The 24,817-nt window shown below is 62.6% G+C and carries 21 protein-coding genes; 9 read left to right on the forward strand and 12 right to left on the reverse strand.

All coding sequences use genetic code 11. The features are described from left to right. Positions 1-3: 3 nt before the first annotated feature. The 5 genes from QM596_RS06435 to QM596_RS06455 are packed head-to-tail and all read right to left on the reverse strand — an operon-like array spanning position 4 to position 5,507. Positions 4-1,437: an aldehyde dehydrogenase family protein gene (locus QM596_RS06435; protein ID WP_046379078.1), complete on the reverse strand. Its 1,434-nt coding sequence runs from the start codon at positions 1,435-1,437 to the stop codon at positions 4-6. Further along, complete coding sequence (locus QM596_RS06440; protein WP_021332196.1) at positions 1,434-1,934, reverse strand: SRPBCC family protein; 501 nt, start codon at positions 1,932-1,934, stop codon at positions 1,434-1,436. Before QM596_RS06440 ends, QM596_RS06435 begins: the two co-directional genes overlap by 4 nt. Beyond that, a complete protein-coding gene (locus QM596_RS06445; protein WP_021332197.1) occupies positions 1,931-3,022 on the reverse strand; it encodes a PDR/VanB family oxidoreductase in 1,092 nt (363 codons plus the stop codon). The genes QM596_RS06440 and QM596_RS06445 overlap by 4 nt, the downstream gene beginning before the upstream one ends. Then, positions 3,019-3,951 (reverse strand): metal-dependent hydrolase, encoded by a 933-nt coding sequence (locus QM596_RS06450; protein WP_020908819.1) that lies wholly within the window; start codon positions 3,949-3,951, stop codon positions 3,019-3,021. The genes QM596_RS06445 and QM596_RS06450 overlap by 4 nt, the downstream gene beginning before the upstream one ends. Next, on the reverse strand, positions 3,951-5,507 hold the full coding sequence (locus QM596_RS06455; protein ID WP_042952734.1) for a flavin-containing monooxygenase: 1,557 nt from the start codon (positions 5,505-5,507) through the stop codon (positions 3,951-3,953). The genes QM596_RS06450 and QM596_RS06455 overlap by 1 nt, the downstream gene beginning before the upstream one ends. A 183-nt stretch (positions 5,508-5,690) precedes the next feature. Between QM596_RS06455 and QM596_RS06460 the strand changes: the two genes are divergently transcribed. Beyond that, positions 5,691-6,347: a TetR/AcrR family transcriptional regulator gene (locus tag QM596_RS06460; protein ID WP_046379073.1), complete on the forward strand. Its 657-nt coding sequence runs from the start codon at positions 5,691-5,693 to the stop codon at positions 6,345-6,347. Further along, entirely contained in the window at positions 6,344-6,970 is a 627-nt protein-coding gene (locus QM596_RS06465) for a TetR/AcrR family transcriptional regulator (protein WP_020970505.1), read from the forward strand. The genes QM596_RS06460 and QM596_RS06465 overlap by 4 nt, the downstream gene beginning before the upstream one ends. Before the next feature lie 4 nt (positions 6,971-6,974). Here QM596_RS06465 and QM596_RS06470 read toward each other — a convergent pair whose 3' ends face one another. Then, positions 6,975-8,153, reverse strand: coding sequence for an acyl-CoA dehydrogenase family protein (locus QM596_RS06470; RefSeq protein ID WP_046380016.1), 1,179 nt, complete (start codon positions 8,151-8,153; stop codon positions 6,975-6,977). Positions 8,154-8,340: 187 nt separating this feature from the next. On the opposite strand from QM596_RS06470, the gene QM596_RS06475 reads away from it, so the two are divergent. After that, positions 8,341-10,062 carry an FUSC family protein gene (locus QM596_RS06475; protein WP_283308411.1) on the forward strand — a complete coding sequence of 574 codons (1,722 nt, stop codon included), beginning with the start codon at positions 8,341-8,343 and terminating at the stop codon, positions 10,060-10,062. Here QM596_RS06475 and QM596_RS06480 read toward each other — a convergent pair. Next, positions 10,038-11,000, reverse strand: coding sequence for a sigma-70 family RNA polymerase sigma factor (locus tag QM596_RS06480; RefSeq protein WP_283308412.1), 963 nt, complete (start codon positions 10,998-11,000; stop codon positions 10,038-10,040). The genes QM596_RS06475 and QM596_RS06480 overlap by 25 nt on opposite strands. Before the next feature lie 277 nt (positions 11,001-11,277). Here QM596_RS06480 and QM596_RS06485 point away from each other — a divergent pair, with 277 nt between their 5' ends. The 6 genes from QM596_RS06485 to QM596_RS06510 are packed head-to-tail and all read left to right on the forward strand — an operon-like array spanning position 11,278 to position 17,647. Then, on the forward strand, positions 11,278-12,357 hold the full coding sequence (locus QM596_RS06485; RefSeq protein ID WP_019744955.1) for an ABC transporter substrate-binding protein: 1,080 nt from the start codon (positions 11,278-11,280) through the stop codon (positions 12,355-12,357). Further along, positions 12,354-13,175 carry an ABC transporter ATP-binding protein gene (locus tag QM596_RS06490; RefSeq protein WP_003940477.1) on the forward strand — a complete coding sequence of 274 codons (822 nt, stop codon included), beginning with the start codon at positions 12,354-12,356 and terminating at the stop codon, positions 13,173-13,175. Before QM596_RS06485 ends, QM596_RS06490 begins: the two co-directional genes overlap by 4 nt. After that, positions 13,168-14,040 carry an ABC transporter permease gene (locus QM596_RS06495; RefSeq protein ID WP_283308413.1) on the forward strand — a complete coding sequence of 291 codons (873 nt, stop codon included), beginning with the start codon at positions 13,168-13,170 and terminating at the stop codon, positions 14,038-14,040. Before QM596_RS06490 ends, QM596_RS06495 begins: the two co-directional genes overlap by 8 nt. Before the next feature lie 31 nt (positions 14,041-14,071). Next, positions 14,072-15,418 carry an LLM class flavin-dependent oxidoreductase gene (locus QM596_RS06500; RefSeq protein WP_019744952.1) on the forward strand — a complete coding sequence of 449 codons (1,347 nt, stop codon included), beginning with the start codon at positions 14,072-14,074 and terminating at the stop codon, positions 15,416-15,418. Continuing rightward, positions 15,415-16,647 carry an MFS transporter gene (locus tag QM596_RS06505; RefSeq protein ID WP_021332205.1) on the forward strand — a complete coding sequence of 411 codons (1,233 nt, stop codon included), beginning with the start codon at positions 15,415-15,417 and terminating at the stop codon, positions 16,645-16,647. The genes QM596_RS06500 and QM596_RS06505 overlap by 4 nt, the downstream gene beginning before the upstream one ends. 13 nt (positions 16,648-16,660) lie before the next feature. Beyond that, the gene (locus tag QM596_RS06510; RefSeq protein ID WP_021345292.1) at positions 16,661-17,647 is read left to right on the forward strand and encodes an LLM class F420-dependent oxidoreductase; all 987 of its coding nucleotides are present in this window, start codon (positions 16,661-16,663) and stop codon (positions 17,645-17,647) included. Positions 17,648-17,656: 9 nt separating this feature from the next. Here the strand turns inward: QM596_RS06510 and QM596_RS06515 are convergent, their stop codons facing one another. The 5 genes from QM596_RS06515 to QM596_RS06535 form a co-directional block, all read right to left on the reverse strand. Further along, the gene (locus tag QM596_RS06515; protein ID WP_113683297.1) at positions 17,657-18,319 is read right to left on the reverse strand and encodes a DUF3239 domain-containing protein; all 663 of its coding nucleotides are present in this window, start codon (positions 18,317-18,319) and stop codon (positions 17,657-17,659) included. Between the two features lie 74 nt (positions 18,320-18,393). Continuing rightward, positions 18,394-20,472, reverse strand: coding sequence for an amidohydrolase family protein (locus QM596_RS06520; RefSeq protein WP_283308414.1), 2,079 nt, complete (start codon positions 20,470-20,472; stop codon positions 18,394-18,396). Between the two features lie 102 nt (positions 20,473-20,574). Beyond that, positions 20,575-22,233, reverse strand: a complete 1,659-nt coding sequence (locus tag QM596_RS06525; protein WP_019744947.1) for a DNA repair helicase XPB — start codon at positions 22,231-22,233, stop codon at positions 20,575-20,577. A 180-nt stretch (positions 22,234-22,413) separates the two neighbouring features. Then, complete coding sequence (locus QM596_RS06530; RefSeq protein WP_283308415.1) at positions 22,414-23,493, reverse strand: alcohol dehydrogenase catalytic domain-containing protein; 1,080 nt, start codon at positions 23,491-23,493, stop codon at positions 22,414-22,416. After that, positions 23,490-24,683, reverse strand: coding sequence for an LLM class flavin-dependent oxidoreductase (locus QM596_RS06535; protein ID WP_020908805.1), 1,194 nt, complete (start codon positions 24,681-24,683; stop codon positions 23,490-23,492). Before QM596_RS06535 ends, QM596_RS06530 begins: the two co-directional genes overlap by 4 nt. Positions 24,684-24,817 lie beyond the last annotated feature (134 nt).

The raw sequence follows: 24,817 nt of genomic DNA on the forward strand, positions 1-24,817 counted from the left end.
GCTTCAGTGCCTTCCGTGTAGAGCGCGGATGAGAACCTTGACCAGCCAGTCGATTCGGGCGGTCCGTCGAAACGTCGTCAGTGGTAGGGGCGAACGGAATCGTTGCCTGGTCATCGACCGGGCATAGGTGAACTCCTTCAGACCATCTGGGCCGTGAACGCGTCCGAAACCAGATGCTCCGACCCCACCCAGTGGCAGGTTGGGAACCGCGGCATACATCACGTAAGAGTTCACCGACGCTCCTCCGGATCGGAGCCGATCGGCAACAGCCACTCCATCCTTGCCGAACACGCTTGCTCCCAATGCATATGGCGACGCATTGACCAACTCCACCGCCTCGTCCATCGAGGCGACCTTGGTGATCGTCATCGTCGGGCCGAAAGTTTCCTCCGTGACGGCGAGGCTGTCTTCGGGGACGTCGACCATGATGGTCGGTTGCACATACTGGCCGGAGATCGAGCCGAGCCCTCCGAGAACGACACGTCCACCTCGAGACACCGCGTCGTCGATGTGGCGCCGGATTACAGCCACTTGCGAGGGCATGGTGATCGGACCGATCTTGTCTTCGGCCCCCGGGCCCGCATGAACTCGGGCAGCCAAAGTGATTGTCTTGTCGATAAACTCGTCGTATACCTGTTCGTGCACGTATACACGCTCGACGCCCAGACAGGTTTGACCGGAGTTGGACAATGCGCCCCACACCGCAGCATCCGCGGCGGCACCAACATTTCCGTCGGCATCAAGGATGAGCGCGTCCTTACCGCCACATTCCATCAACACCGGTGTGAGGGTCCCGGCGCACGCTGCCATAACTTTCTTGCCCGTCGCGGTCGATCCGGTGAACCCGATCTTGTCGACACCGGCCAGGCACAGTGCCGCGCCGACCGAACCGTCGCCTGTGACAACTTGCAGCACAGGATGTTCAGGGACGACCTCGGCAAACGCTCGGACCAACCATTGCCCGACTGCCGGCGCGAACTCACTCGGCTTGTAGACCACGGCGTTGCCTGCAGCCAGCGAGAACGAGAGCGAACCGAGTGGGGTGAAGACCGGATAGTTCCACGGACCGATCACACCGATCACCCCGAGAGGTCGATACTCCACCGAGGCGGCCTGATTGACCGTCAACAAACTGGAGCGGACGCTGCGCCTGCCCAATACCTTTCGGGCATTCTTCGACGCCCACGCGAGATGTTCGAGTGCCATGGCGATTTCGAGCATCGCGTCAGGGTGCGGCTTGCCCATGTCCCGGTGCACGACGTCGGCGAGTTCGGATGCTCGACGAGCGATGATTCCACGCCACCGATCCAGTCGACGAGCGCGTTGCTCGAATGTCAGTTCTGCCCACCACTCGGAAGCAGTTCGGGCGTCGCGCACTGCCTGTGTCACCGTGTCGTCGGACGCCTGTGTGGTCGTGTCGATCTCGGTCGCCGTCATTGTGGAGTTCCTTGAAGTGTGTGGTGGACGGCGCCGTCGGCCCAGCTGCGAGTGACGCGTTCGAGGATCGGTCGGGACAGAGCCAGAATCGGGGCGAACCACGGCTGCGCTTGTACGGCGAATGTCCAGGTGAGGCGGCTGCCTGTCGAAGTCGGTTCCAGCACCAGATCTTCGGCGAAGCGTTTGAACCCCGGCAGTGACGCCGACTCCACGTAGAACGTCATTCGGTGCCCCTCGTCCCAGCGGAAGAATCTCTCGTTCAGTGCAGCAAAAGCGCCGGCGCGCACGGTTCGGGTAGTCCCGATGCCGAATGGTCTGGCCGAGGTCCAGTCGGCTCCGGTGATCCCGCGCGCCCACGACGTGAGCGCTCCGTCCGCGGTCAACGTCTGCCACAAGCTTTCGCACGTCGCTTCGGATTCGATCCGGTGAGTGATCACCAGCGGCGCGGATCGGACGAAGTCTGCGTCGGCTGCCGCAAGAGAGAATTTTCCCCTCACAGGTCCACCACCAAAGAAGCACCGGTGGAACGTGATCGACAGGTCAACATCGAATCGGCACGTTCGGATTCGGTGAGCAAGGTGTCTCGATGATCGACGCTCCCCGAGAGCACCCGAACCTTGCACGTACCGCAGAAGCCCTGTTGGCAGGAATACGCGACTCCGGGAAGTGCACGTCGTATCGCAGCCAAAGCACTTTCGGACTCGCCCACATCGACGGTGAGACCGGTGCGCGCCAGATGCACCGTGAACTCCTTGCCGTCGACTACCGGGAGTGGGGAGAACCTCTCGCTGTGCACCGATCCGGTCGGATTGCCGGCGAAGGTCGCCGCGCGCACCATGTTCATCAGCGGCGCCGGTCCGCACGTGTACACCGCGGCACCGGGATCCGCAGCAGTGACCAGTGTTTCGATATCCGTCGGGCCCAACTCGTCGTCCGGTCGGATGGTTACCCGGCCGCTGGAGTATTCCTCGATCTCGTCGAGAAATGGCATGGCCGTCCGAGATCGTCCGAGATAATCCAAACGCCACGGGATTCCGCGGCGGTGACAACGTTGCACCATGGGAAGGAGCGGAGTGATCCCGATTCCGCCCGCAACGAAGAGGTACGACGGAGCAGCGACAAACGGAAATGCATTGCGTGGCCCTCGGACGTCCACAACCATGCCGGGTTTCAGCGACTCGTGTATCTCGCGCGAGCCGCCCCCACCCTCGTCGATCCTCCGGACGGCGATCCGATACGAGGACAAGTCGTCGGGGTCGCCGCACAGCGAATACTGTCGTTGCCTTCCCGAGGGGAGAAAGATGTCGAGGTGGGCGCCGGGAATCCACGACGGAAGGGTGATTCCTTCCCTCGGGGTCAAGGTGACACTCAGGACGTCGTCGCACTCTGACCGGACGGACTTCACGTCCAGAGTCATGTCGAACCCGCTGTAGCGGACCGGGCTGGGGCGCGAAAGTATTTGCGCTGCTGGACTTGCTGCAAAGATTCGGCGGTATGCGCCGGTGGCTTGCGCGGCAAACCTCAACGACCGGGTCGGTGTGAAGTCGGGTGCGTCGTGGGAACTGTCGGCAGTCGTCTTGTTCATCCTGCGCTCGCTTCGGAAGAACGATTGGCAGCAGGCGAGCGAGCGAGGTAACGCATGGCGACGTCCATGTCCCCGATCTGGGAAGGATGGAAGCTCGGCCGCAGATACGGAGGAATCTCGGTGATCAGGAATTTCATGTTGGGTACCAGGCCACGACGGGTGGCGCTTATCAGTTGGAGAGGCCACAGTCGGCCCTTCGTCGTGGACGGGTCCTGTCGGAACAGGTAGTTCATCGAGGCGATGAACAGCACGAACAACGTGAAGCTGGCCAGCAGCGCCGTGCGAACGCGTCTGGCGTAGCTGCCGTCCACGTACATGTAGGCGTCGAAGGCTACGTTGCGGTGTTCGACTTCCTCGGCGCCGTGCCACTTCACCATGTCGAGCATCATCGGGTGCATGCCGGCATCTTCGAGGGCGGGATCGGTGAGCAGCCATTCCCCGACCACTGCCGTGTAGTGCTCCATGGCGGCAAACAAGCCGAGACGTTCACAGAGCCAGGCGTGCTTGGCTTTTCCGGTCAATCCTTTGTCGCCCAATATCTTGTCCACGAGCCAGTCCATCCGGCGTGACATCGGTTTCATGTCCATGCCGAGGTCCGCAAGATGCTCGCGTGCACCTTTGTGCGACGACGCGTGTGTTGCTTCCTGGCCGACGAATCCCACCACCTCTTCGTGCAGGCGAGTGTCTTCGATGAGCGGGAGTGCTTCGGCGAGCGTTGCGGACATGGCCCGCTCTCCTTCGGGTAACACGAGATGCATGAAGTTGACGACGTGGGTGACCATCGGTTCGTTCGGCACGTAATGCAGTGGTACGCCGTCCCAGTCGAATTCGACGTCACGGGCGGCGATCGCATGTGCTTCGTCTGTGTAGCGGCGAGCGCCGGACGGTGCGACGACGGGTGTGCCTCGGAAGGCGTTGATGCCGAGCATTATCGGCTCCTCACGGTTTCTCGAGCAGTGGTGAGTGCTGCGGACGAGACGGGTTGTACCTGCGCGTAGTGAGCGAGGTCGGCTCGTTTGGTCCTGGCCCGGAATGATCGGTTGAATCCGGGATAGAAGGTGTAGTTGCGACCGCCGTCGACGAGGTAGTAACTACTGCACCCACCGGCGTTCCACACGCTGGTGGCGAGTCGGCGGTCTGTCGCGCGTACGAACTCGCGTTGCACGTCTGCGCGGACGTCGATGCTGCCGATGCCGCGCTCGTCCATTTGAAGAATGCAGCTCACGATGTACTCGACCTGGGCTTCGATCGTGACGACCTGTGAGGTGTAGACCACGGAATTGGGGCCGAGGATCATGAAGAAGTTCGGAAAACCGCTGATAGTGGTGCCGAGGAAGGCCTCGGCACTGCCGTTCCACGTCTGTGCGAGGCTGCGGCCGTCCTGGCCTCGGATGATGTCGAACGACGGGTTGTCTCCCATCCGAAAGCCGGTTCCCATGACTATGGTGTCGACTTCCCGGAAGGCGCCATCCGCGGTGAGAACTCCGCGCTCCTGCACCTCGACGATTCCGTCCGTCACCACCTCCACATTGGGTGACGCCAGCGCGGGATAGTAGGTGTTCGAGAACGTCGGACGCTTGCATCCGAATGCGTAGTGGGGGAGCAGCTTTGCGCGAAGATCCGGGTCCCGCACCTGCCGGCGAAGGTGTGCTCGGCCGAGTGCGGCCAGCCCTTTGAGCAGTGACGGCTTGTACACGAATCCGGGTACCAGGGCTTCTTGAAGCAGGTCGAGTCCCTTGCGTGCCAGTCGTTGGGTGAGCGGCACCCGCTCGAAGAGAGCGCTTGGCCAGCCGGTCATCGGCTGATCCGGATGCGGCAGGATCCACGTCGGTGTCCGCTGGAACACGGTCAACGTGTCCGCGAGCGGTTGCAGTCTGGGGATGATCTGCACCGCAGAGGCGCCGGTGCCGACCACGGCTATCCGCTCACCGCGAAGGTCGTGGTCGTGGTTCCAGTCCGCGGTGTGGAACATCTGACCACGAAACGATTCGAGCCCGGGAAGGTCGGGTGTGGCGGGGGCACTGAACGGGCCGGTGGCCGCGACCAGGAACTGTGCCTCCCAGACGGTTTCCGCAGCGTGTATCCGCCAGATCTGGGCTTGCTCGTCCCACGAAGCTTCTGTCACGTCCTGGTTGCAGTGGAAATGACCGGCCAGTCCGAAGCGATGGACGCAATCCCGGAGATAGTCGTAGATCTCGGGCTGTAGCGGATACAGCCGCGTCCAGTTCGGATTGGGCGCAAACGAGAACGAGTACAGAATCGACGGGATGTCGCACTGTGCACCGGGGTAGGTATTGACCTGCCAGGTCCCCCCGGGCTCCGCGGCACGTTCCAGAACGACGAAGTCGTCGATCCCGGACTGCTTCAAGCGGACAGCCGTTCCGATGCCGCCGAAACCGGCTCCGATGACGACGACTCGTGTTCGGCGAGTTCGAGTTTCCTCGTCACCGGCCGATGGCCCCGAGGTTGGGTCGATGTCGACCATGTGTGACGCCTCCTGATTGGTGCGTGAACAACTGAACGAAGAGTAAGTCTGACATCAAGTGATGTCAACAGCGATTGATGTCAGAATTGAATTGATTGACATCGTGCGATGTCAGTTCGCTTGCCGAGGTCGCCGCGATAACCTGAGGTCGAGAGCACTGCCGGTCAGTGAGAACATGGGGACATGACGGATACCGAGGCTCGGCGCACCGGCCCGCGCAGGTGGCGTGGGCAGGAACCAGAAGATCGCCGCGCCGCGCGCCGGGCACAGCTGATCGAAGCCGGGCTGCAGATCATGGGCACCGAGGGTGCGGCCGCCGCGACCATGCGTGCGACCTGCCGCGAGGCTGCGCTGACCGAACGGTACTTCTACGAGAGCTTCGCCAATCGTGACGAACTGCTGGTCGCCGTGCTCGACGAGGTCGTTCTCGGGGCGCGCGACACTATTCTGGACGCTCTCGAGGCGGCGCCTTCCGAACCGTCGGCCCTGATCCGTCACGTGGTGAAGGCCTTCACCACCTACGTATTCAGGGATCCGCGCCGTGGACGCATCATGTTCGTCGAATCCCAGGCGGAACCTGCGCTGTGGGATCGAGGGCGAGAATTGATGGCGGAGTTCACCAATCCGATCTCCGCGTCGCTCGAGCTGATGTACGGCGGCGAGGCAACCGACTCCGCGAACTCCGAACTCAATTCGGTGGGGCTGTTCGGTGCCCTCGCGTTCATCTATCAGGCGCACACCCCGTCCTCCAAGATCTCTCGAAAGCGTTTGGTGGAACACATTTCGCTCATGGTCGAAGCGCAGGCGACGGTCAACAGCACGCCCGCGAGAAAAGAATGACGTCCGCGTCGGCCACAGGCGGAAAGCGTCTCGGTCCTGAAGACCGGCGTGAGCAGATCATTGTCAGCGCGGCAAAGGTTTTCGAGGAGAAGTCTTTTGCCGACGTCTCGATGACCGAGTTGGCCAAGGCGGCCGGGGTCGGTCGTCCGCTGCTCAATCATTACTTCGGCTCCAAGCGGGAGTTGTACCTCGACGTCGTGCGGCGATTCGTCTTCATTCCCGAAGTGGCGGTGGACCGCATTCCGCGATCGGCGAGCCAGGAGAAGCGGATCGGCGCCGTGATCGATCGGTGGCTCGACGTCGCCTGGCGTCATCGCGACATGTGGATCTCGACAGTCATGTCCGACGACCTCCGCCGTGATCCCGAGATGGATCGGATCCTGCAGGACGCTGACGACGTTGCTGCGCGACGCATGATGGATGCGCTCGAGATTCGACCGAGTGAAGGCAGCGAGGCTGCTGTTCATTCGATGATCGTGGCGTACGGAGGATTGGCGAAGGCCGCCAGTAAGCAGTGGTTGGTGACGGGAGCGCTCGACCGCGAACAGGTGCACCTTCTGCTGGTACGCAGTTTGCTCGCCATCGTGCGTGACGTTCTGCCGGCGTGCGAGGCGGATTCCTGATTGCTCAGAGTGATCTCGCCACGAGGTCCTTCATGACTTCGTTCGATCCGGCGTAGATTCGCTGAATACGAGCGTCGGCGTACATCTGAGCGATGGGATATTCGAGTATGTAGCCGTACCCGCCGTGTAGTTGCACGCAGCGGTCGATCACGGCGCACTGCTGGTCGGTGAGCCAGTACTTGGCCATCGCGGCGGTAGTCGCATCGAGTTGCCCGGCAAGGTATTTGACGATGCAGTCGTCGATGAACGTTCGTGAGATACGAGCGATGGACGCACACTCGGCAAGTTCGAAGCGGGTGTTCTGCAGATCGAAGAGCGTTTGCCCGAACATGTTTCGGGATTTGGTGTACTCGACGGTGAGGGCGACGGCACGCTCCATTGCCGCAGTGGCTGCAACCCCACAGATCAATCGTTCGGGCAGTAGCTGCTGCATCAGCTGGGCAAACCCTGTGCCTTCGCGGTCCCCGAGCAGGTTTGTTGCAGGCACCCGCAAGCGGTCGAAGAACAGCTCGGTGGTGTCCTGGCCCTTCTGTCCGACCTTCTCGAGTATTCGCCCGCGCTCGAAACCCGGTGTGTTGTCATCGACCTCGGCCACGATGAGCGACACTCCACGCGCTCCGAGGCTGGGATCGGTCTTGGCGGCAATGATCACCAGATCACAATTGCGACCGTTCGAGATGAATGTCTTTGCGCCGCTGATCAGATAGTCGTCACCGTCGCGGACGGCGCGGGTGGTGATGTTCTGCAAGTCGGATCCGGTGCCGGGCTCGGTCATGGCGATTGCGCCCACCCACTCGCCACTCACCAGCTTCGGTAGCCAGCGCAGTTTGTGCTCGTGATCGGCGTAGGCATTGAGGTAGTGCGGCACGATTCCCGAGTGCACGCCGAGTTGGAGTGAATGATCACCCGCCATGACCTGCTCGTGGAACAGCACGGCGTCGTGCGCAAACGTTCCTCCTCCGCCGCCGTACTCGGTGGGGATCGACATGCCGGCGAGCCCGAGCGTCCCGAGTTCCCGATAGGCGGATTTGTCGGGAAAACCCTGGGACGCGAAGCGTTTCTGATGCGGTGTGACGTGTTTGGCGAAGAAGTTCCTTGCCAGGTCGGCCACGGCCTCCAATTCGTCGTCCATCCACGGGGACCGGCGTTCGGTGGTTCGGGTTGCGGTAGATCCTTGCGTCATCGTGATTCTCCCGATCGATGAAGTGCGACCCGCGAGCGGATCCGACTCCACCTATCATCCACACTGTTGACAGAGTGTCAATAACAGGGTGGTCGAATCGACCTCCGAACCCGCCTCGAATTCCACGTCGGCCGCCCGCAAGAATGGGAGGACACAGACACGAACAGGCCGGCGCGAAGGATGGGCAGTGGACCCCGAAGAAACATCAGCGGGTCACGAGTCCAACCTCCCGGCTCCGCGGCCGGCGCGCAGCGTCCTGTTCGGATTGCCGCCGGTGGGAAACAGGTACCCCGGAGCGGTTCGCGTCGCCCTCGCCCTGGCGATTCCGGCGGCCATCGCCACACTGCTCGGATTCGGGTCTGCGTCGCTCCTGGTCGGCCTCGGCGCATTTGCATCGATCTACGGTGAGGGTCGTCCGTACCGGAGCAGGTGGAAGGCAGTCGGTATCGCCGCGACGGCGCTGACGATCCTGTCCTTCATCGGGGCATCAGTGGGTGAGCCCGTCCACCGAGCCATCGCCGAGGGAGCGCCGACGGTGCTGCTCGTCTTTGTCGTGCTGATCATGGCCGTCGTGGTGTCGACCTGCGCCTTCACCGTCGACGCGCTTCGATTGGGTCCACCGGGCGCGTTCTTTCTGTTGCTCACCACCGAGATCAGCTCCGTGATCGCCACTCCCGGCCAGCCGCCGGTCGAGGTCGCGATGTGGACGGCAATCGGTGGGATCAGCGCGGTGGTCGTCTCGATGACGGGAATCCTGTGGGCACCGAGAGCTGTCGAACGCTGCGCTGTACAGGCAGCCGTCTCGGCCGTTGCGGAGTACACGGACGCTCAGGCGGCGTACGCCCCACCCGAACTCACGCGAGACAAACGCCACGCTGCAGCACTTCGGCTGCACGACGCGTGGCAGTGCCTTTACCGCGGCGCAATCGTCGGGAAAGACCACCCGTTGACCCGTGAACTCGAACGAGCGCAGATCTCGATGGCCAGAGCGATCTCCGACGACCACGATCCGGAGCTCAGGGCGGACCCCGCGTTCGACGTCGACGAGGTCGGGGCCCACCCGCCTCTGCCCGATCCGACGATCCGATATCGGTTCCTCCGCGCCTGCAATCCGTCCAGCCGAGCGTCGGTCACGGCACTTCGGCTGTCCATTGCCTGCATGGCCGCGGGAACCCTCACCGTCCTGCTCGGCATCGATCGCCCGGACTGGGCGGTGATCGCCGCGGCGATGGTCCTTCATCAAGGACCGGATCGAATACTGGGCACCTATCGCGGAATCCACCGCATCGGCGGAACCGTCCTCGGGTTGATTCTGTTGGGTGCCATCTACGCCTGGAGTCCGACCGGTCTGTGGTTGGTGGCGGTACTTGCAGTCCTGATGGCCGGGATCGAGCTGTTCCTGGTGCGGAATTACGGGATAGCCGTCATCTTCATCACCGCCCTCGCGATTCTCCTCGGCGCGGCCGGTGGTGCGCACGGGACCGTCCAACATCTGATCCTCAGCCGCATGCTCGAGACGGCAATCGGCGTCGTCGTGGCGTTGGTGGTCCTGTGGACGGTGGGGCGCGGTGCGCATCGACGCACTCTGATCTGGGTCGACGAACGGGCGGGTAGTGTCCTGTTCAAGCTACTGACCGAAATTCGCGCGAGGCACTATGCACCACAGGTGAATTGGTCGGAGCTTTCGGAGCTTCGACGGGACCTGGACTTCGAACTACGAGGTAGCGCGATGGCCGGGATCGACGCCGCCCACAACGAACCCGAGTGGGCGTCGCAGCAGTGGAGGACGCACACCGAATTGCATCATCTGGGATCGGATGTACTGCACCGACTGTGGTTCGGAACGCAGGTGTCCAGATCACACCTCGAGGAATGGGAGTCTCGCTACTTGCGTTCGGGTTCGGTGTGATCGAGCATCGGCACAGCGCTGAACTTGGCTGGATTCGCAATATCGTAGGCTGCGCACACAACTCCGTCGCGGACAGTGAAGCCGGCAACGCGAGCGGCGAACTGCGGGTACTGGTCATCCCCTGGTGAGCCGGCGAATACACCGCCGAGCCGTCCGTTGACGAGAACCGGTGACATCGAGAACACCGCTGCCGGTCCGTACTTGCGGGCCAATCCCAGGTAGAACCGCGCCACACGATCGCTGCCGCGCACAATGTTGACAGCCGTGCGGGTCGTTCCGCCTGCGTCACCGATCAGGACGGCATCGGGATCGAGTGCATCGATCACGGCGTTCAGATCTCCACTCGCGATAGCCGTCACCAATCGCTCGACGGCGGCAGCATGCTCCTCGCTACTGACCGGGACCGGCGCCGACGCTGCGGCTTTACGGGCCCGCGAGGCCAACTGACGGGCAGTGGCTACTTCGATGTCGAGGATGCGCGCAACCTCGGCGAAGGGCACGTCGAAGCCGTCATGCAGGACGAAGGCAACGCGTTGAGCGGGAGTAAGGGTGTCCAGGACGACGAGGGCTGCAAAACGATTCTGCTCCTGCGTCACGACGTACTCCAGCGGATCGGGTGTCGCTGAGGGTGTGCCCGCGTTGGCGTCGACGGGCGTGACGATCGGCTCCGGAAGCCACTGTCCGACATAGCTTTCTCTTCTGACTGCGGCCGATTTGAGATGATCGAGGCAGATCCGACCGACAACAGTGGTGAGCCATCCGCGCAGCTCCCGGATCTCGAGGTCGCTTCCTTGTCTCGATTGTGCGACTTGCAAGCGTATCCATGCCTCCTGCACCGCATCCTGAGCGTCGCTGAAACTTCCGGTGAGACGGTAGGCCACCGACGTCAGGTGGCCACGGTGTTGCTCGAAGTCCTGCGCAGTCGTCGGCGAAAGCATGCCCTCATGATACGGACCTCACACATTAAATCCGGCATGAATGTAACCGTTGACCCAGGTAGTGGGTGCCGACGTATGGTTTCGGCACTGCTAACGGCTCGATTCTGTCTTCACATTCATTGGAGTCTCACGTGTTTCGGTCTTTCCCGCTCATGTCGCTCAACTGTTGTCGTTGAACTGACATTCCCCACACCTGCCTGTGCCGAGCGCCGCATACGGCGCTCCGGACAGGTGTAGCCGAGAACTGAACCAATCATCTTCTACAGGAAGCAACTTCATGATTCGCCCTCGTTTCGCGCGCTCGGTAGCCGCGGCCGTCGCCTTTGTCACTCTGTCCAGCCTTGCCGTTGCCTGCTCGGGCTCCTCCGACGAAGTCGTCAAGACCGCCGACGGCAAGACCGTCCTGCGGTACGAGGGCAGCACCGGACAGGTCATCTACCCCGAACTGGCCGCTGACCTCGGTTACTTCAACGACGTGGAGCTCAACTGGATCGGCGATACGACCAGCGGCCCTCAGAGCATTCAGAACGCAGCGACTGGTCAAACCGAGTTCGGCGGAGCGTTCAACGGTGCGGTGGTGAAGTTGGCTTCCGCGGGTTCACCGATCACCTCGGTCATCGGGTACTACGGCTCCGACAAGGAGAGCTTCAACGGGTACTACGTACTCGACGACAGTCCGATCAAGTCGGCGAAGGACTTGATCGGCAAGAAGGTCGGGATGAACACCCTTGGTGCGCACCACGAGTTCGTCGTCCGTGAATGGCTTGCGCGGCAGGGACTTACGCCTGACGAGATCAAGCAGGTTGAATTGATCGTCGTTCCGCCGGTCAACACGGAACAGGCGCTGCGGCAGGGACAGATCGATGTCGCCACCCTCGGCTCGGTCTTCCGTGACTCAGCGCTCGAACGCGGTGGTCTTCGCGAGCTGTTCACCGACGAATCGCTGTTCGGCTCGTTCACCTACGGCACGTTGGTGTTCCGTGACGACTACATCGCGCAGAACAAGGAGGCGGTCGCCGATTTCGTACAGGGAACAGCACGGGCCATTCGCTGGACCCAGACGCACCCACGAGAAGAAGTGATCGCGAAGCTGACGTCGATCATCAACAGCCGCGGACGCAACGAGGACACCAAGCTCATCAGCTACTGGAAGAGCCCAGGAGTTGCCGGTCCCGGCGGAACCATCACCGATACCGAGATCAGCACGTGGATCGACTGGCTCACCCGTAACGGTGAACTCGAAGAAGGAAAGTTGAAGCCGTCGGACATCTACACCAACGAATTCAACCCGTACGCCAACGGAACGTATTCACCCGACAGCGGCGCTGACGGACAGGCACTGGAGGCAGCAAAATGAGCACAGAACCGAAACTACGGCTCGAGCACGTCACCAAACAGTTCGACATTCGTGGGACCGACGAAGTTTTCACCGCGGTCGAGGACATCAACATCGACGTGGCGCCGGGGGAGTTCCTGGTCCTCGTCGGGCCGAGTGGTTGCGGCAAGTCGACTCTGCTGGACCTCCTCGGAGGACTCAGTTCACCCACGTCCGGTCGAATCCTTCTGGACGGCAAGCAGATCACGGGCCCAGGCTTGGATCGGGGAATCGTCTTCCAGCAATACGCGCTACTTCCATGGCGAACTGCACGTCACAATATCGAGTTCGGACTCGAGGCGAAGGGCGTGAAGAAGAGCGAGCGACGCGAGCTCGCCGAGCATTACCTCGAACTGGTCGGTCTGCAAGGTTTCGCGGATCGCTATCCGCACGAGTTGTCCGGTGGAATGAAGCAGCGAGTCGCGATCGCCCGCAGCTTGGCATTCGATCCCGAAGTGTTGCTGATGGACGAACCATTTGCTGCGCTGGACGCACAGACGCGAGAGTCACTGCAGGACGAGCTTCTGCGCATCTGGAAGGCCACCGGCAAGACCATCCTGTTCATCACCCACGGAATCGACGAGGCCATCTACCTCGGGCAACGTGTTGCAGTACTGACTTCGCGGCCGGGGCGCGTCAAGACGATCGTCGACATCGACATCGACCGGTCCGGCGACGACGTGCGATCAGGTGAGGAGTTCCGTGTGTTCCGGCACCGGATCTGGACGCTGCTGCACGGTGAAGTCGAGCGCGCTCGGGCCGGCGAACTCGATCCTGCCAAGGAGGTTGCACATGTCTAGCGCATTGGCGACGCCGGAGGTAGTCGCCACCCCGAAACCGTTGCCCGACAAAACACCTGACATTGCGCAGCGGAACCAGGCCGGCGGCAAGGCGGCGCGCTACATTGGCTCCACCGCCTGGCGGATTGCCAAGCCGTCGATTGCGATCGCGATCTTCCTCGGGATCTGGGAAGCGGCACCTCGGCTCGGGTTGGTGGACAAGGTCTTCCTCCCGCCCTTCACCGAAGTTGTGTCCGCATTCTTCACTCTCGCCGAGAACGGACAATTGCAAGAGCATGTTTCGGCCAGTCTGACGCGTGCGCTGACCGGATTCTTCGTGGCCATTGCGATCGCGATTCCGTTGGGAATCGCGATCGCCTGGTACCGCCCGGTCTCCGACTTCCTCAACCCGATTCTCGAATTGTTCCGCAACACAGCAGCCTTGGCTCTGCTTCCCGTCTTCGTGCTGATTCTCGGAATCGGTGAGGAATCGAAGATCGCCCTGGTGATCTACGCCTGCACCTTCCCGATTCTGCTCAACACGATCTCCGGTGTGCGAACAGTGGACCCCCTGCTGATCAAGTCCGCTGCCTCGCTGGGGTTCTCCTCGATTCGGCTGTTCCAGAAGGTGGTTCTGCCCGCCGCAGTTCCCACGATCTTCACGGGTATCCGCATGGCCGCCGCGTCGTCGATTCTCGTGCTGATCGCCGCCGAAATGGTCGGGGCCAAAGCCGGTCTCGGGTATCTGATCACCGCTTCCCAACTCAACTTCCAGATCCCGAACATGTATGCGGGCATCGTCGCGATCTCGTTGTTGGGTCTGACAATCAACGCGATTCTGGTCCTGATCGAACGTCGGCTCTCGCGCTGGCGCGTCACCACCTGACCACACTTTCACGGAAAGATTCTGCGAACTCATGTCCGAACGACAATTTCATCTGAACGCCTTCCTGATGGGCGTCGGCCATCATGAGGCGGCGTGGCGCCACCCACGCACAAATGCGGCCAACCTTCTGGACGTCAAGCACTTCCAGGAACTGGGGAGAATCGCCGAGCGTGGCAAGCTGGACTCGGTGTTCTTCGCCGACGGTCTAGCAGTCGGCCCGCGGGTCAAATACAACACTCAGGCGATCTTCGAACCCGTCACCTTGCTGTCGGCGATCGCTGCGGCCACCGAGAAGGTGGGGTTGATTGCAACCGCGTCGACCAGTTACAGCGATCCGTACACTCTTGCAAGGAAGTTCGCTTCCCTCGATCACATCAGTGGCGGACGAGGCGGGTGGAACATCGTGACGTCGGCCGGCGCCGACGAGGCCGCGAACTTCGGCCTCGATGCGGTACCGACGCACAGCGGTCGTTACGAGCGCGCCGAGGAGTTTCTCGACGTGACGCTCGGACTCTGGGACAGCTGGGAAGAGGGGGCAGTTGTCCTGGACGAAGAGACCGGAATCTTCGCCGATCCTGATCGTGTCCATCGCATCGACCATGACGGTCAACGATTCACGGTGGCTGGCCCGCTCAATTCGCCGAGGTCTCCACAGGGACGTCCGCTGCTTGTACAGGCCGGTTCCTCCGAGAGCGGTAAGGATTTCGCGGCGAGGTATGCCGAAGCCGTGTTCACCGCTCAACGAACACTCGAGCAGGGGCAGGATTTCTACAACGATCTCAAAGCGCGGCTGATCAAGTACGGGCGTAGTCCCGACGAGATCAAGGTGCTGCCGGGCATCGTGCCCTTCATCGCGGATACGGAAGAAGAAGCGAAGGCTCTGGAGCAGTCGTTCACGGACCTGATCTCTCCGGAGTATTCGCTGCGCCAGCTCTCGAACATGGTGGGTGTCGATCTCACCGAGCATTCTCTGGATGCCCCGCTGCCACCGTTGCCGGACATCGATCGCATCCAAGGGAACAAGAGTCGATACCAGCTCGTCAAAGATCTTGCAGAGAGCGAAAACCTCACCGTCCGTGAATTGATCGGCAAACTCGGCGGTGGCCGTGGGCATCGGACTTTTGCCGGGACACCGGAGCAGGTCGCGGACGAGTTGACCGAATGGTTCGACAAGGGCGCAGCGGACGGCTTCAACATCATGCCGCCCTATCTGCCCGGAGGGCTCGAGGTGTTCGTCGACCGGGTCGTGCCGATTCTGCAGGCGCGTGGGCTCTTCCGAACCGAGTACACCGAATCGACCCTGCGGGGCCACTACGGCCTCGATCGTCCGGCGAACCGGTTCTCGCGGGCCGCTGACGCGGCAGAAGTGAGCGCGTGACGGAAACACTGCCCAAGGAACAGCCGGCGATTGCCGGACTCAAGCCACTGGTCACAACGGTTTTCGTGCCGGCGGCCATCTTCGGGATCGGTCAGGGTGCGGCTGCCCCCATCATGGCTGTCACCGCGCGCGACCTGGGTGCATCGGTCGCCGTCGCCGGCCTGATCGTTGCGCTCGGTGGCTTGGGTGCCGTACTCGGTGACCTCCCTGCCGGCCGGATAGTGTCGCGTTTCGGTGAGCGTAGATCGATCATCGGCGGAAGTTCTTTGGGTGCAACAGGAGTGGTGATCTGTCTGCTTGCGCAGACTCCGTGGATGCTCGGTATCGGCGCACTGTTGACCGGACTGGCGAATGCGGTGTGGGGCCTTGCGCGGCAGAGCTACCTCGCCGAGACCGTGCCACTCGGTCTTCGGGCCCGAGCAATGTCGTCGTTCGCCGCGATGTGGCGGTTGGGTTTCTTCCTGGGACCGCTCATCGGTGCCGGCGTGATTCTCCTGGTGGGAGCGCGCGGAGGATTCCTCGTCCAGTTGGTGGGCGTCGTGCTCGCCGGGGCGCTGATGGCCCGCGTTCCCGACCCGCCACGAAAGGTGCAGGCGGGCAACAGCGATCACGGGCACGTCACCCTCCCGGAGATCCTTCGCCGTCATCGTGCCGCTCTGTCCACGCTCGGGACAGGCTCCCTTCTGATGGGCGCCGCCCGGGCTTCGCGTGAGGCCGTTCTTCCATTGTGGGCATTGCACCTCGGGTTGGATGCAGCCCAGGTGAGTGTGATCTTCGGTATCGGTGCGGCCGTGGACCTGCTGTGCTCGTATCCGGCCGGACACATCATGGACCGATACGGCCGCAGGTTGGTCGCGGTGCCTTCGCTGACGGTGATCGGTGTGTCGTACCTGATGTTGCCGTTTTCGACGGGCGCAGTGGGATTGACCGTGGTCGCTGTCGTGATGGGGATCGGCAACGGACTGGGCAACGGCGTGATCATGACTCTCGGTGCTGATATCGCCCCACCCGAAGAGCGCGCCGAGTTCCTCGCTGCATGGCGATTGACGCACGACACGGGCATGTTCGGTGGGCCGCTCGCGATCGGTCTTCTCGCCGCGGTGTTCCCGCTCGGGTGGGCATTTGCCGCACTGGGCGCGACTTCGTTCGCCGGCGCGGCGATGATGTTCCGCTTCATTCCGGTCTATTCTCCGCGGGTGTCACCCCGGTCGCGCGTCGGGAAACTGTAGGTAGGCTCGCTACATGCGATTCGGACTGTTCGTACCTCAAGGCTGGCGTCTGGACCTGGTCGGCATCGACCCCGCGAAGCAGTGGGAGGTGATGCGAGACTTCACGCTGCGCGCGGAGGCAGGGCCGTGGGAGTCGGTGTGGGTCTACGACCACTTTCACACCGTTCCCCAGCCGACGGAAGAAGCGACTCACGAGGCGTGGACGTTGATGGCCGCACTCGGTGCGTCGACCTCGCGTATCCGACTGGGCCAGATGTGTACCGCCATGAGTTACCGAAACCCGGCGTACCTCGCCAAGGTCGCCGCGACCACCGACCTGATCACGGGTGGACGCGTCGAGATGGGCATCGGCGGCGGTTGGTACGAGCAGGAGTGGCGCGCGTACGGCTACGGTTTCCCCTCTGCCGGTGAGCGTCTGGGCCGCCTCGACGAAGGAATCCAGATCATGCAGCAGGCGTGGTCGACCGGCAGCTCGACGCTCGACGGCAAGTACTACCAGGTCGACGGAGCGCTGTGCCGTCCACTTCCGTTGCAAGAGGGCGGAATTCCCATCTGGGTTGCCGGTGGCGGCGAGAAGGTCACACTCAAGATCGCGGCCAAGTACGCGCAGTACACAAACTTCGACGGCACCCCGGCCGGCTTCGCGCACAAGTCCGAGATCCTGAAGAAGCACTGCGACACCGTCGGTACCGATTTCGATGCCATCGTCCGTTCGGCCAACTACAACGTGGCCATCGGCGCGACGGAATCCGAGGTGGCTCAGCGGTTGGAGACACTGAAGGACAGACTGACACCGTTGGTCGGCGAAGCTGCCGCCGATGCGTCGCTCGACGCGTTCCGCGGAATGCCTGCCGTCGGTACACCCGAGCAGATAATCGAGAACCTGTCGGCGCTCAAGGCGCAGGGACTCGAGTACGGAATCTTCTACTTCCCCGAGGCCGCGTACGACACGTCGGGAATCGAGATGTTCGAGAAGGAAGTGCTGCCCGCGCTTGCGTAACCGTTAGGGCTAGCGCAGGGAGTCAGGAAGATCGGCCGGGTTGATCAGAAGCCGGCGATCGGGGTGGGTGCGAACTTCTTCGGAGTCGGGGATCCGGCTCTGCAGGAAGTTCCACTCGCTCGCACTGACAGCTGCGATCGCGCGTGCCAGCACTGCCGAGTCCTTGGTTCCCCACTCGATCGGCATGGGGCTGACCATCTGCCACGTGTCAGCCTTGCTGCGGGTGGAACGATCCGAACGCAGTGCCACCGACGGAATGCGGTCGCCGACTCGCCACTTCGGATTGAGTCGAACATTGCGGCTGACGAGCGCGTACTTCGGTGCTCCGGCCGCCGGCTTCGCGATGTCGATCAGTGCCGTCAGGGTCGCCGCTCGAGGGTGAACCTCGGTGACGATCGCGGGAACCAGTGGGTTGTCGGCATACAGAGATTCGACGCTTCCCACCTTGCGAGGTGCCCACAAGGCGACCCACAGTGAACTGGCCGCACCGATGGCGAGGACCGCGCCGATGATGATGGACCACACCTCACCCATGCTGATCAGCCAGGCTCCGACCGCGGCGAGGACGATCGCGAAGATCACCGCAGAAATCTGCAGGCGGCGTACGTCGGCCAGTGTGTCGTTGACCGACTTGGCGTGGGCCTTGTCGACGGTGAACTGGAAGTCAGCCACGAAAAAATCCTTCGGGTGGTGCCGGACGATCTAGGACCGGCCCCCGATCTCCCGGGAGCCGTCCACCAGCGTAGCTAGTTTCGCGCGCGCTCCCACATCTGCAGGTAAGCCTCGGCGCCACGGCTCATGTCCTCGATGATCGTGTCACCGTCGGCGCCCGCAGCAATACGCATGTCCGCGATCCAGTCGGGAATCATCCCGTACTGGGCAACACCGTCGGTGTTCACGTCGAAAACCCTGGTGCCGGCGCGCTGCTGGTCCATGACGGTGCCGTCGAAGGCGGTGTACGGATATTGGAGCGGATTTTCGGCGGCGTCACCGCGCGGTGCGGCTTGCGGCCCGAAGCCGTTGGTGTCTGCGCCGTAGCCGAAACCGAAGTAGTAGTTCTCGCTTCGCATTGCCCGTGCGTCGCGCCACTGGTCGATGAACCCACGCTCCTCGGGCTTGTCGTCCGATGCGTCCAGTTGCCCGGCGTACAGGGCGACAAATCCGCCGAGCGCGTAGATCCGCTTGTAGAGGCTCGGGTCGCTCCAGCTGTGACTGGAAACAACACCGGAATAGTTCGCTGCTTCGAGAATGTCGAGGGCTGCTTCGGCGGTCTTGACGCTCATGTGATCGATGTCCACGATCATCCCTCGGTCCATCAAACCTCGGATCGTGTATGCGCCGAGGTCGGTCAGGCCGTGCGAATTGCATTGCGGACCAGAGGGGTACACCGGAAGCGTCACTCCGGGTGGGAGTACCGCGAGAAGATTCTGTGCGCCGTCGACCTTGGTGGGCAGCACATTGTCCTCGGCAACGCCGGTGCATGGTTCCGACTGCCAGAACTCCCCGGTGCCCAGGTAGTTGCCGATATTGACGGCCACTCCGGTGACGCCGCCGTCGAAACGGGCACCGCCGAGGGCGTTGTCGAACTTGTGCGTGACGATCATCTGCCGAACACCGAGGTCGTACAACTCGTCCAGGCCGCGGTCGATGTCGTCCTCGGTGCACTGCGGAATACCGTTGCGCACAGAGCAACCGAAGGGTTCGGACACCTCCACCCCGAGGGTGACGGCCAGCTTTCCGTCGGCGGCCACCTGCCTGGCCTGTTCAGGGGAGCTCACGATGCGGAACCAACCCCGGCCGGGACCGCCGTACTGGGCGTCGATGTAGTCCTGGAGTTCGCGCGTCTGCTGCGCCTGGATCCGGACGGTCTCCATCTCGTCACAGGGATTTCGTTTACTCGGATACAGCTCGCACAGGACACGGTTGGCGACAAAGAGGTTGGTGAAGATTCGCAGACCGCCACGCCAGGCCCGCTCGACCCACTTGTAGTACGTCTGCTCGTGTGTCAGTGAATCGTGCGCCGGCCAGTCGGCGAAACTCGGCCAGCCGGTGGTGTCGTGAGTTTCGAAGGGATTGCCGTACGACAGAACGTTTTCGAGGAGCGCCGGTATCCCGTCGGGTTGATGGTCCGGGCAGTCGACGAGCGCTGCGGTGACGCCCTGAGGATCGAAAGGTCGGCCGCAGTGCAGGTTTCCGCCCATGAACTCGGAAGCATTCATGTGCACGTGTGTGTCGATGAATCCGGTGACTTCACCGTTCGGTCCGATTTCTCCTGGAACGCCGTTTGCGCCCACCTCCGCTTCGGGGAAATCGGCGCAGCCACCGCGCGGGATCAGCGTGAACGCAGATTCGGGGACGTCACCGGGATCGGACATCGTGAGCGTCAAGTCGCGCGAGATCAGTTGGCGGCCGTTCGAGGTCGCGGTCAGAACGAACGATTCACCGGTGGACATCGCGGTCCAGTCGGTGGAGGGAGTTGCTTCGGAAGTGGCGAGTACCGAGTCCGCGCCGTCGTGCGAGAGCATCGACCCGTCCGGGCCGTACAGCATGAAACGACCCAACTGGGCCGCATGTAGTCGGAACGGTTCGGCGTCTGCGGCTTTCGTTACGTCGGTGAGGTACGCCGACCCGTCACGACGGACGAAATCACCAGACTCGGTGCGCAGCGCGAAGCAACCGTTCGCAAGTGCGTACACCGAGTTCTGCGCGGTAGGAGCAGGACTCGGTGCCGCGGCGCTGACGCCGGTCGTGGCGACGACGACGGCGGCAGTCAGCAGCGAGATGGTTCCGGCGAGCCGACCCCGTAGACGTGGAACTGAGCGCATGGTGCTGGTGACCCCCGGCCGATGGACACGACTGTGACAGGGGACACTCTACAGATAACTGGACGTATGTCCATTTGATTCTGCAACGTGTTGCAGAAATGTTCAGCCGATTGCAGGTCCGAGCAGGTCATCGGCGTCGGTGATCCGGTAGGCGTAGCCCTGTTCGGCGAGGAATCGCTGACGATGTGCCGCATATTCCGCATCGAGAGTGTCGCGGGAAACCACCGAATAGAAGTGGGCCTGACCGCCGTCGTGCTTGGGGCGCAACAGTCGCCCGAGTCGCTGAGCTTCTTCCTGCCTCGATCCGAAGGTTCCCGAAACCTGCACGGCGACAGACGCCTCCGGAAGGTCGATCGAGAAGTTCGCGACCTTGCTCACCACCAGCGTCTGGATCTCACCGTTGCGGAACTGATCGAACAGGATCTCACGTTCCTTGTTCTTGGTGGATCCCTTGATCACCGGGGCGTTCAGGGCTTCGCCGAGTTCGTCGAGCTGATCGAGATACGCACCGATCACCAAGGTCGGTGAATCCGGGTGCTTCGCCAGAATCGACTTCACGACAGCAATTTTGGTGTGCGCCGTCGAGCACAGTTTGTAGCGCTCCTCCGGTTCGGCGACGGCATAGGACATGCGCTCGGCGTCCGTCATCGTCACTCGCACCTCGACGCAGTCTGCCGGCGCGATCCAGCCCTGCGCTTCGATGTCCTTCCACGGAGCGTCGTAGCGCTTGGGGCCGATGAGCGAGAAGACGTCGCCTTCGCGGCCGTCCTCACGAACCAGCGTTGCGGTCAGGCCGAGACGGCGGCGCGATTGCAGGTCTGCCGTCATCCGGAAGACGGGTGCGGGCAGCAAGTGGACCTCGTCGTAGATCACCAGTCCCCAGTCGCGGGAGTCGAAGAGTTCGAGGTGCTTGTACTCGCCCTTCGTACGACGCGTGATCACCTGGTAAGTGGCGATCGTGACCGGCCGAATCTCCTTGCGCTCGCCGGAGTACTCGCCGATTTCTTCCTCGGTCAACGACGTGCGGGCGATGAGCTCACGCTTCCACTGACGACCGGCGACGGTATTGGTGACGAGGATGAGTGTGGTGGCTTTGGCCTTTGCCATGGCTGCTGCGCCCACCATCGTCTTGCCGGCGCCACACGGCAGCACGACGACGCCCGAGCCGCCGGCCCAGAACGAATCCGCTGCCATCTGCTGGTAGTCGCGCAGTTCCCAGTGGCCTTCTTCGAAAGCGAGATCGATCGGGTGCGCTTCGCCGTCCACATAGCCGGCGAGGTCCTCGGCCGGCCAGCCCACCTTGAGCAGCATCTGCTTGAGGCGGCCGCGTTCGCTCGGGTGGACGATCACGGTGTCGTCGTCGACCTTCTCACCGAGCATCGGTGAGATCTTCTTGTGTCGCATCACCTCGGTGAGGACTGCCCGGTCGAGGCTGACCAGGATGAGGCCGTGCACCGGGCTCTTGACCAGCTGCAAGCGTCCGTACCTGGCCATCGTGTCGACGATGTCGACCAGCAGCGGTTGCGGAACTGCGAATCGTGAGAACGAAACCAGAGCGTCGACAACCTGCTCGGCGTCGTGTCCGGCGGCGCGGGCATTCCACAAGGCCAGGGGAGTGATGCGATACGTGTGGACGTGCTCGGGGGCGCGTTCGAGTTCGGCGAAGGGGGCGATTGCCTGCCTGGCATCGCCGGCGCGCTCGTGGTCGACCTCCAACAGCAGCGTCTTGTCGGATTGGACGATCAACGGTCCGTCGGTCACGGAAGCCTCCTAGTGAAACAAACGCGGCAGCCACAGAGCGTTGCACCGCGTTGTCGGCTGACGCCAACCCTGCCATTGTCCTGGTATCGGCGCGCATACGCCAACAGACGACGCTCGCACAGCCAGGAGTAGAGGTGCCCGAGTTCGGGCACCCCTACGTCAACAGGGCAGGACCAACCGCTATTCCGGGCGACCTGCGGCGGGCAGGACGAGGATCTTCACGTGCTCGTCGGGTGCGCGAAGAGCCGCAAAAGCGTCCGAGACTCCGTCGAGCCCGACACGGCCGGTAATGATCGCTTCGGCGTCGATCTCGCCGTCGGCCAACCGAGCAAGGGTGATGTCGTACGCGTTCTCGTAGGGGCCATGACCGAAGTTGATCGAGATCCTTCGGAACTGCCCGATGACGGGAACGATGGTCTCGTCGCCGAACGGCGCAGCCAGGACCTGAATCCGCGAGTTGAACGGCAGGGTGCGCATCAGTTCGCCGATGACCCCCGCCCGGCCGCTGCATTCGTAGGCGATCAGGATGCCGTTCGCGGCCTGGCCCACGAGCGGGTTGCCTTCGGCGACCATCTGATTCCACAGTTCGATCGGATCCTGTGTGAAGGGGTCGACGACGATGTCCGCGCCCATCTTCTTGGCGAGTTCGCGGCGTTTGGGGGAGGGCTCGGATGCGATGACGATCTGTGCCCCTCTCGCTTTCGCCGCGACGATGGCACCCAGTCCGATCGTGCCGCAACCGACGACGAGCGCTGAATCGGCCGAGGTGAGGCCGGACTGTTGGAGATGCATCTCGCCGACGTGTAGAGGTTCGGCCAGTGTGGCGTGCTCGAGTGACAGATGGTCGGGAACCTTGCGGACCCAGAATGCGTCGACAACGATGTGATCGCCGAACGCGCCGTGGTATTCGTTCGAGTAACCGATGATCGTCGGGATCCCGGTAGCCGTGTCGGTGGCCAAGCCGATGCCGGCCACCCGATCACCGATCATGAAATCGTCTACTGCCGAACCGGTCTCGGCGACGATACCCGCGTATTCGTGGCCCAGCACCACGGGTGCGTCTGGATCGAAGGTGGCGAGCGGGTAGCCACCGTCGTGTGCGACCTCGACGAATCGGCACGGGTCCTTCGACATGCTCAGGTCGCTGCCGCAGATTCCGCAGGCGACGACGTCGATGCGGATCTGATGGGGTGCCAACGGCGGCGCGTCGGCCATCTCGGCGACGGCGAATTCTCCCTGTTGAAATCGGACGGCCCTCATGCGCGCACGGCTCCCGTCTCGGCCGGTTGGCCGTAGTAGTCGGTATGGGCTTTGGTGATCGCTCCGACCAGCCCGCCGATCAGGTATTCGCGGTTGTCCTCGGCGAACTGCATGCTCGCCTGACGTCCGACATTCCGCTTCCGGAAGTGCGGGACCACCTCGGAGGCGAACAATTCGTAGCTGCGTTTGGTGTCCTCCCAGCTCGCCATGTCCACGTGAAGGATCAGGAACGTGCCGAACCCTCCTGTCTTCTCGATCAGACGCTCGATCTGAGCAATCGCATCTTCGGGCGTACCGATGATCGCCTGACCGAACTCGCCGAGCGTGTCGTTGCGCCACTGGTCGATGATTCCGGCAGGTGTATCTGCCCAGGCCGGGTTCTGGCCGGTCTGTCGATTCACGTAGGAGGCCATCGATCCGATCCGTCGGCTCACGGCGCGCTCGGCCTCGGCTCGGGTCTCGGCGATGAACATCGGATTGACCACACGCCACGTCGCCCGGTCGGCGTGGTGGCCGTGCTCGGCCGAGACCTTCTCGTACACATCCCAGTTGCGATCCAGTGCGTCGAATCCGCTGGGTGAACTCGCCGCGAGTGAGAGCAGGGAGAGCCCGTTCTTGCCGGCGAGCACCGAACCGTTGGGTGAAATCGTCGACGCTGTCACGGTCTCGATGCCGTCCGCACGGTATGTGGGCAGCTGTGCGCGTGCGTCACGCAACGTGAACCAGTCGGTTTCCATGTTGACGACCTCGCCGCGAAGCAACGCGAGAATGGCCTCGAGCGCTTCGCCCTGGCGGCGACGCTGGTCCGACGGGTTGATGCCCATCATGTGTGCATCGAGGGGAATCTTGCCTGGGCCGGTGCCGAAGATGAGCCGTCCGCGCGTCTGCAGATCGAGCTGAGTGATGCGGTCGGCCGTGATCAGCGGGTGGTGATAGGGCAGGGACGTCACGCCTGTGCCGAACTGGATGCGCTCGGTTCGCTCTGCGGCGGCCGCGATGAACATGTCCGGAGCAGGCACGATCTCGGCGCCGGTCGAATGATGCTCACCCATCCACGCTTCTTCGAATCCGAGGTGGTCCAGGTGTGTCATGAGGTCGATGTCGCGTCTGAGTTGCAGGGCGGGATCGGCGTCGAGCGGATGGTACGGGGCGAGGAAGGCTCCGAAGCGGATGGACGATGCGGACCACACGATGACATCTCCTGTCGACAGGGGAGTGATTTGGATCACTCGCTCTGATAGAGATGTCTAACATGGATCAACTGATCCAATAAGTTGAGCCTCCCGCACAGTGGGAGGTTTGTAATCACTTGTAGCTCAACGCT

It is taken from the genome of Rhodococcus sp. IEGM 1406 (assembly GCF_030056745.1).
Lineage (GTDB): Bacteria > Actinomycetota > Actinomycetes > Mycobacteriales > Mycobacteriaceae > Rhodococcus_F > Rhodococcus_F erythropolis.

Coding starts and splice junctions, on each gene's coding strand:
- QM596_RS06435 (WP_046379078.1), bottom strand. CDS start 1,437: ATGACGGCGACCGAGATCGACACGACCACACAGGCGTCCGACGACACG.
- QM596_RS06445 (WP_021332197.1), bottom strand. CDS start 3,022: ATGAACAAGACGACTGCCGACAGTTCCCACGACGCACCCGACTTCACA.
- QM596_RS06450 (WP_020908819.1), bottom strand. CDS start 3,951: ATGCTCGGCATCAACGCCTTCCGAGGCACACCCGTCGTCGCACCGTCC.
- QM596_RS06455 (WP_042952734.1), bottom strand. CDS start 5,507: ATGGTCGACATCGACCCAACCTCGGGGCCATCGGCCGGTGACGAGGAA.
- QM596_RS06460 (WP_046379073.1), top strand. CDS start 5,691: ATGACGGATACCGAGGCTCGGCGCACCGGCCCGCGCAGGTGGCGTGGG.
- QM596_RS06465 (WP_020970505.1), top strand. CDS start 6,344: ATGACGTCCGCGTCGGCCACAGGCGGAAAGCGTCTCGGTCCTGAAGAC.
- QM596_RS06470 (WP_046380016.1), bottom strand. CDS start 8,153: ATGACGCAAGGATCTACCGCAACCCGAACCACCGAACGCCGGTCCCCG.
- QM596_RS06480 (WP_283308412.1), bottom strand. CDS start 11,000: ATGCTTTCGCCGACGACTGCGCAGGACTTCGAGCAACACCGTGGCCAC.
- QM596_RS06485 (WP_019744955.1), top strand. CDS start 11,278: ATGATTCGCCCTCGTTTCGCGCGCTCGGTAGCCGCGGCCGTCGCCTTT.
- QM596_RS06490 (WP_003940477.1), top strand. CDS start 12,354: ATGAGCACAGAACCGAAACTACGGCTCGAGCACGTCACCAAACAGTTC.
- QM596_RS06495 (WP_283308413.1), top strand. CDS start 13,168: ATGTCTAGCGCATTGGCGACGCCGGAGGTAGTCGCCACCCCGAAACCG.
- QM596_RS06500 (WP_019744952.1), top strand. CDS start 14,072: ATGTCCGAACGACAATTTCATCTGAACGCCTTCCTGATGGGCGTCGGC.
- QM596_RS06510 (WP_021345292.1), top strand. CDS start 16,661: ATGCGATTCGGACTGTTCGTACCTCAAGGCTGGCGTCTGGACCTGGTC.
- QM596_RS06520 (WP_283308414.1), bottom strand. CDS start 20,472: ATGCGCTCAGTTCCACGTCTACGGGGTCGGCTCGCCGGAACCATCTCG.
- QM596_RS06530 (WP_283308415.1), bottom strand. CDS start 23,493: ATGAGGGCCGTCCGATTTCAACAGGGAGAATTCGCCGTCGCCGAGATG.